The organism is Candidatus Poriferisocius sp. (genome assembly GCF_965214065.1).
GTDB lineage: Bacteria > Actinomycetota > Acidimicrobiia > Acidimicrobiales > Bin134 > Poriferisocius.
The window spans coordinates 22,008-35,398 of record NZ_CBDCAT010000024.1 but is presented as its reverse complement, the minus strand read 5'-3'; the positions used below and the strand labels follow the sequence as shown (position 1 = coordinate 35,398).

General features: G+C 64.8%; 12 protein-coding genes and 1 tRNA gene. 5 read left to right on the top strand and 8 right to left on the bottom strand.

Going from position 1 to position 13,391, the window contains the following annotated elements:
• Window positions 1–145: 145 nt before the first annotated feature.
• Window positions 146–1,261: a GmrSD restriction endonuclease domain-containing protein gene (locus ACOOGG_RS02160; protein WP_420431820.1), complete on the top strand. Its 1,116-nt coding sequence runs from the start codon at window positions 146–148 to the stop codon at window positions 1,259–1,261.
• Between the two features lie 183 nt (window positions 1,262–1,444).
• Here the strand turns inward: ACOOGG_RS02160 and ACOOGG_RS02155 are convergent, their stop codons facing one another.
• On the bottom strand, window positions 1,445–2,602 hold the full coding sequence (locus ACOOGG_RS02155) for a tyrosine-type recombinase/integrase (protein ID WP_420431818.1): 1,158 nt from the start codon (window positions 2,600–2,602) through the stop codon (window positions 1,445–1,447).
• A gap of 160 nt (window positions 2,603–2,762) precedes the next feature.
• Window positions 2,763–2,837 (bottom strand) — tRNA-Arg (locus ACOOGG_RS02150).
• A 103-nt stretch (window positions 2,838–2,940) separates the two neighbouring features.
• On the opposite strand from ACOOGG_RS02150, the gene ACOOGG_RS02145 reads away from it, so the two are divergent.
• The 4 genes from ACOOGG_RS02145 to ACOOGG_RS02130 all read left to right on the top strand — a co-directional run bounded on the left by ACOOGG_RS02145 (window position 2,941) and on the right by ACOOGG_RS02130 (window position 7,182).
• Window positions 2,941–3,606, top strand: coding sequence for an SOS response-associated peptidase (locus ACOOGG_RS02145; protein WP_420431816.1), 666 nt, complete (start codon window positions 2,941–2,943; stop codon window positions 3,604–3,606).
• Window positions 3,607–3,654: 48 nt separating this feature from the next.
• Entirely contained in the window at window positions 3,655–4,989 is a 1,335-nt protein-coding gene (locus ACOOGG_RS02140; protein ID WP_420431814.1) for a hypothetical protein, read from the top strand.
• A gap of 42 nt (window positions 4,990–5,031) precedes the next feature.
• Window positions 5,032–5,892 carry a phytanoyl-CoA dioxygenase family protein gene (locus tag ACOOGG_RS02135; RefSeq protein ID WP_420431812.1) on the top strand — a complete coding sequence of 287 codons (861 nt, stop codon included), beginning with the start codon at window positions 5,032–5,034 and terminating at the stop codon, window positions 5,890–5,892.
• A gap of 273 nt (window positions 5,893–6,165) precedes the next feature.
• On the top strand, window positions 6,166–7,182 hold the full coding sequence (locus ACOOGG_RS02130; RefSeq protein WP_420431810.1) for a hypothetical protein: 1,017 nt from the start codon (window positions 6,166–6,168) through the stop codon (window positions 7,180–7,182).
• 147 nt (window positions 7,183–7,329) lie between these two features.
• On the opposite strand, the gene ACOOGG_RS02125 is transcribed toward ACOOGG_RS02130, so the two are convergent.
• From ACOOGG_RS02125 to ACOOGG_RS02100, 6 genes are all read right to left on the bottom strand, one after another.
• Window positions 7,330–8,499, bottom strand: coding sequence for an ATP-binding protein (locus ACOOGG_RS02125; protein ID WP_420431808.1), 1,170 nt, complete (start codon window positions 8,497–8,499; stop codon window positions 7,330–7,332).
• Between the two features lie 720 nt (window positions 8,500–9,219).
• Window positions 9,220–9,558, bottom strand: a complete 339-nt coding sequence (locus ACOOGG_RS02120) for a hypothetical protein (protein ID WP_420431806.1) — start codon at window positions 9,556–9,558, stop codon at window positions 9,220–9,222.
• A 738-nt stretch (window positions 9,559–10,296) separates the two neighbouring features.
• Window positions 10,297–10,728 carry a hypothetical protein gene (locus ACOOGG_RS02115; RefSeq protein WP_420431804.1) on the bottom strand — a complete coding sequence of 144 codons (432 nt, stop codon included), beginning with the start codon at window positions 10,726–10,728 and terminating at the stop codon, window positions 10,297–10,299.
• Complete coding sequence (locus tag ACOOGG_RS02110) at window positions 10,725–11,066, bottom strand: helix-turn-helix transcriptional regulator (protein ID WP_420431802.1); 342 nt, start codon at window positions 11,064–11,066, stop codon at window positions 10,725–10,727. The genes ACOOGG_RS02115 and ACOOGG_RS02110 overlap by 4 nt, the downstream gene beginning before the upstream one ends.
• A gap of 85 nt (window positions 11,067–11,151) precedes the next feature.
• Window positions 11,152–11,406 carry a hypothetical protein gene (locus tag ACOOGG_RS02105; protein ID WP_420431800.1) on the bottom strand — a complete coding sequence of 85 codons (255 nt, stop codon included), beginning with the start codon at window positions 11,404–11,406 and terminating at the stop codon, window positions 11,152–11,154.
• A 27-nt stretch (window positions 11,407–11,433) separates the two neighbouring features.
• Window positions 11,434–12,462, bottom strand: coding sequence for a tyrosine-type recombinase/integrase (locus ACOOGG_RS02100; protein WP_420431798.1), 1,029 nt, complete (start codon window positions 12,460–12,462; stop codon window positions 11,434–11,436).
• Window positions 12,463–13,391: the final 929 nt, after the last annotated feature.

Below are 13,391 nucleotides of genomic sequence, written 5' to 3'. Positions count from 1 at the left end.
CTACCGACAGAACTGGGGAACTCGAGACGATATGAACCCCCGCGGCATAACCCAGGCTGTGTGGCGCAGTCCTGGAGAACTCGCAGGGCAAGGTGGTGCCTGCGTGATGAGAGACGAGTGGCTGCTGGGCTCTAGCTTGCTGTTCGTGAGAACAACCCGGATGACCATGGCGGCAGCGGCTTTCGCGGCGCTCATTGCGTTCGCCTGCGGCACCAGCGACGACACCGGCGCGCCCGATCCGACCGCCTTGCCTGTCACTGCCACCGCCGCCGACACCGCCGATGTTGACCAGCCCGCCTCTGCGACTCCAAGTGCTGCCCCAACACCGGGCGCTGTTGCCCCCGCAACCCCGTCATCCACTGCTACCCCCGCGCCAGCCCAGCCGACCGCTGCGCCCACCGCGTCTCCCGCCGCGACAGCACCGATCCCGACCGCAGAGCCAACCGAGGGGGCGACTGCCCCTACAGCCGCCCCCTCGACGCCTGTTCCGGCCACACCTTCGGCAGCGGCTATCCCCTCGACTGGTTCAACAGCGCTGGGCGTTCTCGACAGTCTGTCTGTCGAGCCTGAGTACGGGGGATCAGGCTACGAGCGGTCCGATTTCGAGCATGACCGAGGGTATCTGTGCAACGCGTCAGGCGTAGACCCCTACACGGGGGTCGCTTTCGATGCCTCCACCTGCGACGTCGACCACATCGTCGCCGCTCAAGAAGCATTCGAGTCAGGAGGGTGGGAGTGGAACGCCGCCCGCCGCCAGTCGTTCGGCAACGATGCTCTGAACCTCGTGGCGACACGCGACTGCGTCAACCGATCCAAGGGTTCGCGGGACATGGCTGAATGGTCCGGGCGGATCGGCAGCGGAACATGTCAAGGGCTTATGACAACTGCACAGGGCCGCTGCTTCATGGCCTGGAAGACGGTCGAGGTAAAAGCCGCATTCGACCTGTCGGTAGACCAAGCCGAGAAGAACGCGTTGGAACAGGTGCTCCAGGCCTGCCCCGCCGACGGGCCCATGCAGCCGTCAGGCCCCTCCAGCCTCCAAACAGAGCCGATCCAACCGCCGCCAACGGAAACAGCCGCCGAGACAACAAGCGTCTCGGACTGCCATCCCGCCTACAGCCCGTGCCTGCCCAGCCTGTCTGGCGATGCCTTGAACTGCGGCGACCTCACATCAGACCAGAAGCCCGTCACCGTTCTAGTCCCGGGCGTAGACCCCTACCGGCTAGACCGCGACGGCGACGGTGGAGCCTGCACGTCGTAACCCCTGTTTCGCACAAGAGGACCGCCATGGACATATACAGATTTCGGAGCGTCGACAACTTGCTGGGCGAGCACAGAGAGCTTCAGTAGAGCGGCCAGCGAAGCGACCGCAAGTCGCGGATGCGCCGGCGCCAAGCTCAGCCGCGCTCGTGGGCACAGGGCCGCGTGTCTTCATCGAGGCCCATCATCCCTGTCGCTGTTCCAGGTACTGCGCCCACCGGTCCATTAGCTTTCGGCGCTTGGCGAACGCGTCGCCGCGGATGTATGCCTGCTGCACCGAGTCGCCCAGGCTGTGGGCTAAAGCCGCCTCGCACACCGCCCAGGGCGTGTCTGTCTCCTCCAGCGCCCAGGTGCGGAATGATGCCCGGAAGCCGTGGACGGTTGCCCGGTCGGCGAGCCCGACATCGCGAAGGATTTTCGTCAGGGTCATGTTGCTGAGCGGATGTCCCGGTTTGAGCGGCGACGGGAAGACCAGATCGGAGCCGTCGTGGTGGTCTTTGGCCTGATCCAGCACGGCCATTGCGGCCTCCGACAGCGGAACCCGGTGCTCGCTCGCTGCCTTCATCCGCTCTGCTGGTATCCGCCACTCGCAGGCCCCGAACTCGATCTCGTCCCAGGTTGCGTTCCGGGCCTCGCCGGAGCGGGCCGCGTTCAACACCAAGAACCGCAAGCACAGCTTGGCCGAAGGCGACGCCTTGGTCTGGTCCACGACGGCGAGCGCGTCGGCGACCTCGAAATAGGGCAGCGACCGGAAATGCGACTGCACCTTGGGCATCGGCGGCAGAGCGCCGTCGATCACCTCTCCGGCGACGTTGAACACGACGTAGCCGTGCGCCATCGCCCAGCGCAGCACGGCCCGGATTCTCTGGCGGACCTTGCGGGCCGTCTCGGGGCGGGTGGTCCAGATCGGGGTCAGAGCCCCCAGCACGTCGGACTGGGTGATGCGGTCCACCCTCATGTCGCCGATCACCGGGAAAGCGTGGTTCTCAAGCGACCTCCACCACAGACTCGCCTGGCGCTCGCCCCTCCACCGCGGCCGGTTCGCCTCGAGCACCGCCTTGGCCGCCTCTCGGAAAACGGGGGCCTCGCCCCGGCGGTTGTCGGCAACGGGATCGCGACCGTCGGCGGCGGCGGTGCGGTGCTCCAGAGCCTTGCGGCGGGCATCGACAAGGCTCACCTCCGGCCAGCCGCCCAGACCCATGTCGCGTCGCCGCCCGTCCACAGTGAGGCGCAAAAACCAAGACTTGGACCCGGTGTTGGTCACGCGAAGGTGCAAGCCCTGCCCGTCGTGATATTTCCCCGGCCCGGCTGCCTTGACCTTCGCAGCGGTGAGATGTCCCATCCTGTCCTCCAATCCGTCCCACAATCTGTCCCACACTTTTGGCGGGATTGTGCAGTTAAGCCTGGGAACAGTGTACCACCACGAAGCGACAAAACCCTGGATACGCTGGGACTTCGGGCACTAGCGGGGGCATTCGGAAAAGCCCGGCAACATCAAAAAGCGCCCCCGGCAGGATTCGAACCTGCGGCCTGATGATTAGAAGTCAACTGCTCTGTCCTGACTGAGCTACAGGGGCTGGCTGGCGCTTTGGCCTGTTGTTCCGAGTGTATTGCCCACCGAGGCAAGGTCGGCAGCGGGGATTGGTTGTTCGTCTTCTTCAGACTCATAATGGGATCTAGATGTGCGGTCGGTACAGCATTACAGCCAGCCTGGAGGAGTTGGCCAAACGATTCGACTTCGACGGCCACCGAGACGACTTCAGCCCTCGCTACAACGTCGCCCCCACCCAGCAGGTGTTGGCCGTGGTCGGCGGCGACTCCCGTCGAGCCGGCTTCATGCGCTGGGGCCTGATCCCACCGTGGTCCAAAGACGGGCCCTCCAGCCGCCCCCTCATCAACGCCAGAGCGGAAACGGTGGCCGAGAAGCCCTCGTTCCGCAGCTCGCTGAAGAAGCGGCGGTGCCTGGTGCTCGCCGACGGCTTCTACGAGTGGCAGAGGACAGGTGACACCAAGCGCCCTATGAGGGTCGCAATGCGATCGGGCGAGCCCTTCGCTTTCGCCGGACTCTGGTCGGTGTGGACCGATCCGGAGGGCAATCGCACCCCGTCATGCGCCATCATCACCACTGAGGCCAACGACCTGCTCAGGCCGATCCACCACCGGATGCCGGTCATCTTGCCCGAACAGGCAGAGGATCTCTGGCTGGACACCGCCCTCGACGACAGCGACGCGTTGACGCAGCTCCTGGAGCCCTACTCCAAAGACGCTTTGGAAGCCTACGAGGTGTCGGGCCTGGTCAACTCGGCATCCAATGACATCCCCAAAGTCACCGCGCCAATCTCATGAACCCAATCGCAGGGATCGTGATGGAGCACCCAGTGGGATAGATCTGACGTGACCATGCTCAATACCGTCTTGGCCCACGGGGTGGGGTCGCGGGGCGATCTCCCCCTGCCCTTCTATCTGTTCGGCATCGGTGCAGCCGTCGCCCTCATGGCAACATTTGTCAGCCTGAGCTTCTTCTGGCATCGGGCTTGGCTGCCGGGGGCCGCAACGGGCCGGAGTCTGGGCATGGCATTCGGCCGGCTGCTGGATGTGGCGGCGGTGCCCGCCCGTTTGATCTCGCTGGGGTTGTTCGTGCTGGCCCTGGCCAGCAGCCTCAGCGGTGCACAGGTGGGGAGCCAGCGATTCGGGCCGCTCACGGTGTATGTGGCGCTGTGGGTGGGCATGGCGATGGTGGCCGCTGTGTTCGGCGATGTGTGGCGGGTGCTCAACCCCTTCGAGACCATCGCCTCGGCCATCGAGTGGGCCGCGGGCAAGCTGGGCCTGCCCCAGATAGACGACTCCGGCGAGATCCCCGGCGGGTACTGGCCGGCTGTGGTCGCGCTGGGATGGTTCTTGTTCTTCGAGCTCTGCTACCACGACGGCACCACCAACTCGGCAGTGGGCGGGGCCATGGTCGCCTACACGGTGGGGATGGTGGGCGGATCGGCGGTGTACGGGCGACGCTGGCTGCGCCAGGCCGACGGTTTCGGGGTGCTGTTCTCGCTCCTGGCCAAACTGTCGCCCCTGTATCGAGACGACACCGGGGCGGTTCGGCTGCGGGCGCCATTGTCGGGGCTGACGACGGTTGCCCTCCGCCTCGACCTGCTGGCCGTGCTGCTGCTGGTGCTCGGCGGAACCACGTTCGACTCACTGGCCGGAAGCACCCTGTGGCCCGATCTGGTGGGCACCCACCGGGGCTGGACCGCCACCGGGATCAATACCCTGGGGATGGTCGCCGTCATCGCCATCATGGCGGCGCTCTACTACCTGGGTTCGCTGGCCGTGGGCTGGTTCACCGACCAGACCGCAGCAGAGGTGGCCCGGCGCTTCGCGCACTCTTTGGTTCCCATCGTTTTGGGATACACAGTGGCCCACTACTTCTCGCTGCTGGTTCTTGACGGTGGCCAGAACTTCCTGCGCCTTTTGTCCAACCCGTTCGACCGCGGCTCCAACTGGTTCGGAACCGCCGATTGGGCGGTGAACTTCCTTCTGGTGTCCACCGACGCCATCGCCTGGGTGCAGTTCTCGGCCATCGTCATCGGCCACATCGCCGCGGTGCTGGTGGCCCACGACCGGGCCGTGGAGACCAGCGACGCCAGCGAAGCCGCCTGGGCACAGCGCCCCATGCTCCTGGTCATGGTCTTCTACAGCGTGGTCGGCCTCTGGCTCCTCCAGAAGGCCTAAGCGAGCACGACCGAGACGCACAATCTCGGAATACAGTGGGGCATGGCAACCCAAGCCGAATTGGTCCACCTGAAGAACGACGAGCCGCTCGAGCATGTTCTGGAGGTGCTCGACGCCGACGGGGCGGTGATCGTGGAGGATTGCTTCAGCGACCAGGTGATCAACCAGATCCTCGCCGAGCTGATGCCCTACGTGGAAAAGCCCGACTCCAACCGGACCTTCATCAACCCCATGATCGCAGCATTCTTCGGCGAGAACATGCGCCATGTGACCGGACTGGCCTCCAAATCGCCCACGTTCGTGTCCGAGGTGCTGTTGCACCCCCTGATGCTCGACATCGCCGACGCCGTGCTGGGACCCAACTGCGCCGACTTCGGGGTTAACGTGGCCCACATGCTGGTGGTGGGGCCGGGAGCCGAGGCCCAGTTCCCCCACCGCGACGAGGACGTGTGGCCGCACATGCCCCAGCCCAGCCCCGAGATTGAGCTGTCGTCGGTGACTGCGCTGTGCGACTTCACCCGCGAGCTCGGGGCCACCCGTGTAGTGCCCGGAAGCCACCGCTGGGGGCTCGACCGCAAGCCCGAGCCCCACGAGTTCGCCCATGCCGAGATGCCCGCCGGATCGCGGGTGATCTATTTGGGCTCAACCATCCACGGCGCCGGGGCCAACTCCACTGCCGACCAGCACCGACCAGCCTTCCACCTCAGCTACATGCTGGGCTGGCTGCGATCGGAGGAGAACAACTGCCTGGCCACACCCCCCGACATCGCCCGCACCCTCCCCCGCCGGGCCCAAGAGCTGCTCGGCTATGACGTCCACGACGCCACCAACGAAGGAGGCGGCTACCTCGGCGCCCTAGACATGAAGATCCCCGCCGACATGCTCGCCGCCGGCGAGCTCTGAGCCCCCTGCAAGAGACGGGATCGTCCCAGGACTAGAAGTAAGTCCGAGACGGTGAGCATCTCGCCAACGCTGATACTGCCTGCCGCAGTGACTTCGGCGTTTGTACCGAAGCAGGCGAAGGCCCCGAAGCTCCAGCCTCTCCACCCTCTCCCCGCCTACCGACTTGACGGGATACCGCCACAATTCAGAAATGGAATAAGTCGTCATTCAGCGCCCACGGCAGATATAGAGGCCCGCGACAGCCTGATTGCCAACCAAGAAGCCCTACTGAACGTGTACCGCTGTCGATTCGACATCGACACCCAGATCGTCCCCGGCGGCTGTGCCGACGGCGCGCCCGCTCCGACCCCTGAGCCTATCGCCACCCCCGCCCCCACCCTCGATCTTGATGTCACCGCTGGTCGCACGCACTCCTGCGCTATCGGGGCTGACGAAGCCATCAGCTGCTGGGGGGCCAACGACGACGGTCAGGCGGATGCTCCAAACAGTGAAGAAGCCATCGCGGAGTTCCTGGAAATTCGAACCGAATTGATCTATCGCAGCGACCCGTCCGGACTGATCGCATTCGCCAACATTGACCGGGCTTACACCATTGGGACAGACACCTGGGTGGTTTGGGCTTGCGATACCGAGGCCGGAACGTTGGAGAACGACCCGGTTGAGATGGCTGAGCGATTTACAAGCTGGGTCCAGCCCTATTTCTCATGGCTGTCCGGCGGTTCATATCTCGCTGAGTTCATTGCCGGCGGAACGGTGAAGGCCGAGAACGAGCAGGACTGCTACGACAACATTCGCAATACTCCCTCACCTCAAGAGGCCAACGGCGCGGTTATCGTCATCGACCTGGCAATGATTGACTGCGGAACCCCAGCAGATTGCCGGATCGGAGGAGGAGGTCCCGGCAACTGCTACAACCGTCACTTGGAAGAGCGGATACCGAATGAGTGCTCTCCCCAATGGCCCGAGAACTCCAGGGAGATCCGGCTCAGCACCTTGGGAATCACCTCGGTGCCCGGCCACATCCCCCCGACCCCCACCGGCTTCTTCCTCGCTCATGAGCTGGGCCACGCCCTGAGCTGGCCCCACAGCTACGACCGGCCCGACAGGCACTTTGGAACCAATCTGATGGACGTTATGGGCAATGGGCAAACACTGGCATTCGGCACTCCGGCCATCAACAGGTACGCAGCCGGATGGATATCGATCGGCGAAGTCGAAATCCACCCCCATACGGTGGAATCCTCGCCGGAGACGCCAGGCACGTGTACCGCGTCGGGGAAAGCGCGGTGATAGGCAACGCTCGCATTCAGATTACGGGCCGAACCGCCGACGGCGCCGGCTATGTCTTGCAGGTCGAATCGAGTTCATAGCCCGACGTTCCACCGCCTCCGCAGTGCAAGATTGGCGCCCTCGACAGAATGCGCCCACGGCCAGATCCTAAAGGCTTGCTTCGTACAATTGTGCCCAGGGAACCAAGCTCTCCTCGCTTCGCTTTTGAAGCTGGTCGCCTCCGTACACCGCAGTCAGGTCGCACGAGTGCAGGCCTTGAAGATGGGCAGCTACCCGACGGGCGGTCTTGAGAAAGCTGATTGATGGGGTTGCAGCGGACTTTGCCTCTATCAGGGAGACTCGCTCAGGGTGCTCTATGATCAACTCGACTTCAGTCCCGCTGCGATCGCGGTAAAACGACAGGCCCCGGGTCAACCCTTGATGCGTACGCTGCTTGGCAATCTCTGAAACGACCCACGTCTCGAATATCGGACCCCTGAGCGGGTGCGAGACGAGCTGCTGGGGAGAGCGGATGCCCAGAAGGTGGCAGACGAGGCCAGTGTCGTAGAAATGCATCTTGGGCATCTTGACCAGGCGCTTTCGCTGGTTGGAGTGAAACGGCGGGAGCAAGAACACCACGAAGCTGGCTTCCAGAATGCTGAGCCAGGCTTTTGCCGTCGGCTGAGACACCCCGCAGTCGTTGGCCAACGAAGAAAGATTGGCCAGCTGTGCGGTGCGACCGGCGCAGAGCTGGACGAACCGTGCGAACGCAGAGAGGTCTCCCACGTTCCGCAGCGTTCGCACATCGCGCTCGAGGTAGGTGGCGATGTACGAACTGATCCACTCGGTTGGATCGAGGCCTCGGTCATAGATGCGGGGATAGCCCCCGGTGATGAGCGCCTCCTCCAAGCTCTGGGGGTAGCGGGGAAAGCGGATCGCCTCGCCGCGGCTGAGCGGCAGCAGGTGGTGAATTGAAGTACGGCCAGCCAGCGACTGATTGACCGACTCAAGCAGGGAGAAATGCTGGGAGCCGGTAAGAATCCAACGTCCAGCTGCGGGATGAGCGTCGATGAGACCTTGGAGATACGACGGTAGGTCGGGTGCCCTCTGGACTTCGTCGATAATCGCCCCCGTCGGGTACTGGGCTAAGAATGCCCTGGGATCATCAGTCGCAAACGAACGAACATCGGTCGCCTCCAGGCTGACGTAGGGATGGTCGGGAAACACCGACCGGCAGAGAGTGGTCTTCCCGCTCTGGCGTGGACCGGCGAGTATGACCGTTGGCGCATTCCGCGCCGCCTGCTCCAGTCTCGGGGCCAGATCCCGGTCAATCGTCAAGACCATAAGTCTAGCCAAAGTTGGCTGATTCTAAATTCAATTTTGAATCAGCCAAGCGCCCACGGCAGGATTCGAATATTAGCTAAACACCCTGGTAGAGAAGTCAAGCGGGCGCTGGCATCTTGCTCTTCCCCCACTTTATCCCCCATTGGTGTCCCGGCTATTGAGGTTTCGGTGGTTCCTAGGCAAGAGCGTAAGGCATCAGAGGGCGGGCATTGCGGGCCAGCGGCAATCGACTATCTCTGCCCCACACCGGGCGGTCACTTCCTGAGGTTTCCGACCGATCCTCAGTGTGCTTGCGACCGGTTGCGACCGGTGTGGTGTCGCATGGTTGCGGGCATGGAAGCCAACCCCACACCGGTCGCTAGCGGTCGCAGCCCCTGTGTTTCGCCTGTTTGGCCGGTTGCCTCGATCAGGTGGCCACCGCGTCACCGACCGGGAAGGGCGGGCCGTCTAGTCCTGCCCGGCGGTCTGTCTTCCCGTCGATGCCATCGCGGTCCGTGGGTCGTGGCGGCTGGCCAGACCGGGGCTCTTGCACCGTCGATTTCGCGGGGTGGTTCGGGGTCGGCTGGTCGGCGGCTCGGAGGCGATCGGTGAGCCGCTGATAGCAACAAACTCACGCGTAGTCGGGGATTGGACTATTCGAGGGGCCTTTTGTGACGAGGTCGGCGATGGTGTGCTTTGGGACGGGGGCGAAGCGCCAGGCGTCGACGCCGACGTTTATCTGCCGGTGTTGTTGGCGCCATTTCTCGTGGACGTGGCCGTGTAGCAGCCAGTCAGCATCCTCTTTGGGTGCCATTGGTCGTAATTCATGTCGTGGCGGGCGTCGAGCACATAGGTGAAATGGCTGAGGCGCGCGACGTGCCCGGCGAGGCCCTGCGCCTTGCCGCCCATCACCAGGTCCCCCAGGATCCACACCTCGTCTTGGTCGGCCACCACATCGTTCCAGCGGGCGGCCATCTCCTTGCCCATGGCGTCGGCATCGGCGAACGGGCGCCCGCAGTATCCGATGATGCTGGTATGCCCGAAATGGTGGTTGGACGTGTACCACCTGCCCACCGGACCACCGTCGCACCCCCGACAACCAGCGCGCCAGCGGACATCCCCGGTGCCAGCAGACCCCGGAGATGGGCAGCCACACCCACGGCACACCCGAAGGACCAAGCGCCGACTAGACCCGCACTGCCAGAAGCGCCGAGGCCCCGGGGGAATAGAGCGGGGAACGCCGGAGCGAACCGCCGTGCCCATGCCACGACACCCGATTCTGCCTTGGAACCGCCAGGGGCAAGGTTCTTGGATAGCCCTTGTGGCTCGTCTTGAGCACCCGTGTCCGGTAGGCCGTCCGCTCTCGCGTCAGACCGGCACGACCTTCACCGTTGAGTTCAAAATCGCGAGCAGCGCGCTGACGCCTTCGGGATCTGAGGTTAGGACCGACGCCTCGCCGTGTCTGACAGCACTCAGCGACGACGGCATCTATCAACATCGGAGGTGCCGGCGCGCCCGTACAGACAGCCGGCTAGGCGTGCCGTGTCCTCGTCCAGCGGTATTGGCCTGCATTGCTTGAGCGCCTGACTGAGCCTCGCCTGCTGGGGAGTGCCGCGCCAGGCTTGCCCGATCACCCCGGTCGGGACAACGAGACCATCGGAATTCCCGCGCGCCGAATGGAGGCGGACGTGGCCCTGGCCGTCGGGGTGGCCGACCCATCGGAATTCCCGCGCGCCGAATGGAGCCTCGCCCAAGCAGTCCGGCTGTCGTTGTCGAGTCCGATCAGCTCACCGGCGTCTAAAACGAAGACCGTCATCCAAAGAGCTGGGCCCGCGCCTCGTCAAGCTCTTCGGCGGTAACCGCGCCGTGCTCAGCCTCCCAGTCGGAGATCACTTCTCCCAGCCTCTTTGAGGCAAGCTCCCTGCTGTCGGCATCGCCAAGCCAAGCCGACAGCTCACAAGACAGCGCGTCCCCCGCCTTTTTGACCAAACCGCCCATTTCTTGGATGCTATTGGAATCCGCGAAGTCGTCGAGGCCGCAAGCCGCTGCCTCAAGCAAGTCAACCTCGTGACCAGGAGCGGCCGCAGCCTGGCTGCTGCCCCTGGTACCAATGCCCACGCCGAACTCGGCACGCCAGACCCGCACAGTGCCGGGCTCGACGCCAGCCTGTCTGGCCACGGCATCAACGCCGCGCCTCTTCGCCTCCAACGCCAAGCGCTTCCGCTGCGCCGATGAGCGCCTCACGCCCATATCCGACTGCCTCCCCGTTGGCGGCTGCCGCTGCCTGCCCACCCCACAGCCCAGCCCTTGGCCGCCTCTTGCGGCACTAGCGCCGGGATTCGACACGGATAACCGGTTGCCCGTGCGGCGGGGCGGCCGCCGGCGGCGCGGGGGCGCGATGAGACCCATGCGTCGGTCTCCGACACATGCCAGCGCACAGCGCGCCTGCCGACGCGGACCGGATTTGGGAACAGGCCATATCGCATGAACCGGTAGATAGAACTGGTGGACAGCCCGCCACGCGCCTCGACCTGACGGCGGGTCGACAGGATTTCATGGATTTCACGAGCATCGGCTTCCATGGCCACCATCCTGCAATGCAATACCGGTCGCAACCGGTCGCAAACCGGCGCAACCTGCGACGCGACCGGTCCGGACGCGGACGCGCTAGCACCAGCCGATTCGGTGTTGACCGCTCTTTTGGGCCAACGCAAGGCTCCGCACGGCTTCCACCGCCTCGCCGCGGGCTCGACTGCCTGATCGCTCGCCTTCCGAGTCGACACCGAAGATTCCTGCGTTCGCCATCTTGAGGCGTTCCGCGAGAGCGGCTGCGGCGACGCGGTCAGCGCCTTCGACAATAGCTCGATCGATGTTGTCCCAGCCGTCCCAGACCCCGTTCTTGCAGGCGAATCTGCAGACCATCGGCCGCCTACTCAGTGCCGCTGGGTGTCACGCTGCCTGCGGTCTGCGGGTTTCGCCGGGCTCGGATTGGCCTGTTGTCACGGCGAGTTGGGTTTTGAGGTATTGGGCGGCGGGGGTGTGTTGGGCTTGGAGGCGGCGGGCGTATTGGGCGGCGGTTTCGGTGGTGTCCCATCGGCCTGCGAGCATGAGGCCGATTGTGCCTGTTCCTGAGGCGGCGAGGTCTTGGGCCATGCCGACGCGCAGGGAGTGGGTGGAGATCCCGGCGGGGTCGATGCCTGCGGCTTTCGCGGCGGCTTTTAGGCGCCGGCGGGCGGTGCTGGGCGAGAAATCGAATATGCGGGCGTCGGGATCGAAGTCCTCTGGCCTCAATCGGGCGAGGGCTTGGGCGGCGTATTCGGAGATGGGAACGGCCGCGCCTTTGCCGTTCTGGTCGGTCTTGGAGCGGCCGATCCATATGGTGGCCAGCCCCGGCCCTTCGGAGAAGTCGACAGCGCCCCAGGTGAGGGCCAACAGCTCCGAGCACCTGAGGGCGCCGTTGTGGCCCACGGCGGCCATGGCGATGTCTGTGTCAGCGCGTTTTCGGGCTTGTTGGGGGGTTTCCAGCCGCCCGCCGGGCTGATTGCGCCTCGAGGCGGGTGCGGCGGCCTCGATCAGCAGTATGCGCTCCCAGCGCAGCCCTTGGGCCTGCCGGGTTGCGACGCCGCGCTCAGCGGCGTAGCGGGCAAGCCCTGCCAGCAGCAGGCTAACGCGGGGGTGGCGGGCCGGGTTGGGGCCGCGGCGGCCGCGTAGGCGGTGGGCGACAGCGGCCAGGTAGGTGCGCAAAGTAGAGGGCTTCTTCCCCTCCAAATGCAGGCAGGCCAGCCAGTCCCGGAGCCTCTCGACTGTCGGCTTGGAAACCCGGTAACCGTTCGACGCCGCCCACCGGGCCCAGCTGTTCCACCCGGTCTCATAGGTCTTTCGGGTGTTCAAAGACAACGCTGAGGCGTCGGCCCGGGCGATCAGCCCCTTGACACAGCAAAGACCAGCACCGGCATCCGAGGCGCTATGCGAGCACATATGGCCGGGGGGGGGGTGGTGGTTGGATTCACCGCCGATGTCTAGCCCACACCCGCTGTGCAAGCCCAGCCGACAACCAGGAGAAAAGCCTGGTCAACAGCTTGCAACCCGGCGGATAAATGCCTTTATTGCCTAGCTCAGAACCAGAGATGCTGTCAACCCCTCCCCAAACACCACACGGCACAGCCCCAACGGCGAACATGCAATACCCCCGCCGACCAGGCAAAACAGGGACCGAGCCAGCAGGCCGACTCCGCTGGGCGAAGAGGCCCCCCGCCACGCACAAGACGCCGACCGGCACGGGGCCGGTGCCAAGAGCACAGCCGCCGCAGAGCCAGGACCAAGAACGCCTCACCGCTCCGGCTGCTCGTCTCGGTCTGGCGAATCCCCAGCTTGGGCGCGGGTCCCGCGCCCGCAACCCCAGCGACCTCTTCCACATCCCAAGGGGCCTGAACGCGGCGAATAAAGGCATATATCCGCCGCATTTCCGATCCCTTCAGGAGGGCCGCCTCATGTCCGCATCGACAAAGCCTCACCGTCCGTATCCGACTGCTAGCGGGGCCGGGTTCAGGAAACGGCGGGCCGGAGGGCTTGTCGTGTTCGTTGTGGCTGCTGTTTTGTTCAGCGCGATCGCTGTTCCCGCCGCCCAGGCCCACGAGCCCGAGACTGTGACGACGTGCCCCGATGGGTACGACCTGGAGGACAGCGCCCCGTCGTCTGGGGTCGCCGAGCGGTGTGTAAAGACGACGACTACCGTGACGGACGCTGAGGCGAGTTGTGTGCCGGACTATGGCTTGGTGTGCGTCACCGAGACGGACGCCGAGGCGAGTTGTGTGCCGGACCAGGACGGGTGGTGCGTGACGGACGCTGAGGCGAGTTGTGTGCCGGACCAGAGCGGGTGGTGCGTGACGACGAGGCCTGCAATCTCC

Coding starts and splice junctions, on each gene's coding strand:
- ACOOGG_RS02155 (WP_420431818.1), bottom strand. CDS start 2,602: ATGGGACATCTCACCGCTGCGAAGGTCAAGGCAGCCGGGCCGGGGAAA.
- ACOOGG_RS02145 (WP_420431816.1), top strand. CDS start 2,941: ATGTGCGGTCGGTACAGCATTACAGCCAGCCTGGAGGAGTTGGCCAAA.
- ACOOGG_RS02135 (WP_420431812.1), top strand. CDS start 5,032: ATGGCAACCCAAGCCGAATTGGTCCACCTGAAGAACGACGAGCCGCTC.
- ACOOGG_RS02110 (WP_420431802.1), bottom strand. CDS start 11,066: ATGGAAGCCGATGCTCGTGAAATCCATGAAATCCTGTCGACCCGCCGT.
- ACOOGG_RS02105 (WP_420431800.1), bottom strand. CDS start 11,406: ATGGTCTGCAGATTCGCCTGCAAGAACGGGGTCTGGGACGGCTGGGAC.
- ACOOGG_RS02100 (WP_420431798.1), bottom strand. CDS start 12,462: ATGTGCTCGCATAGCGCCTCGGATGCCGGTGCTGGTCTTTGCTGTGTC.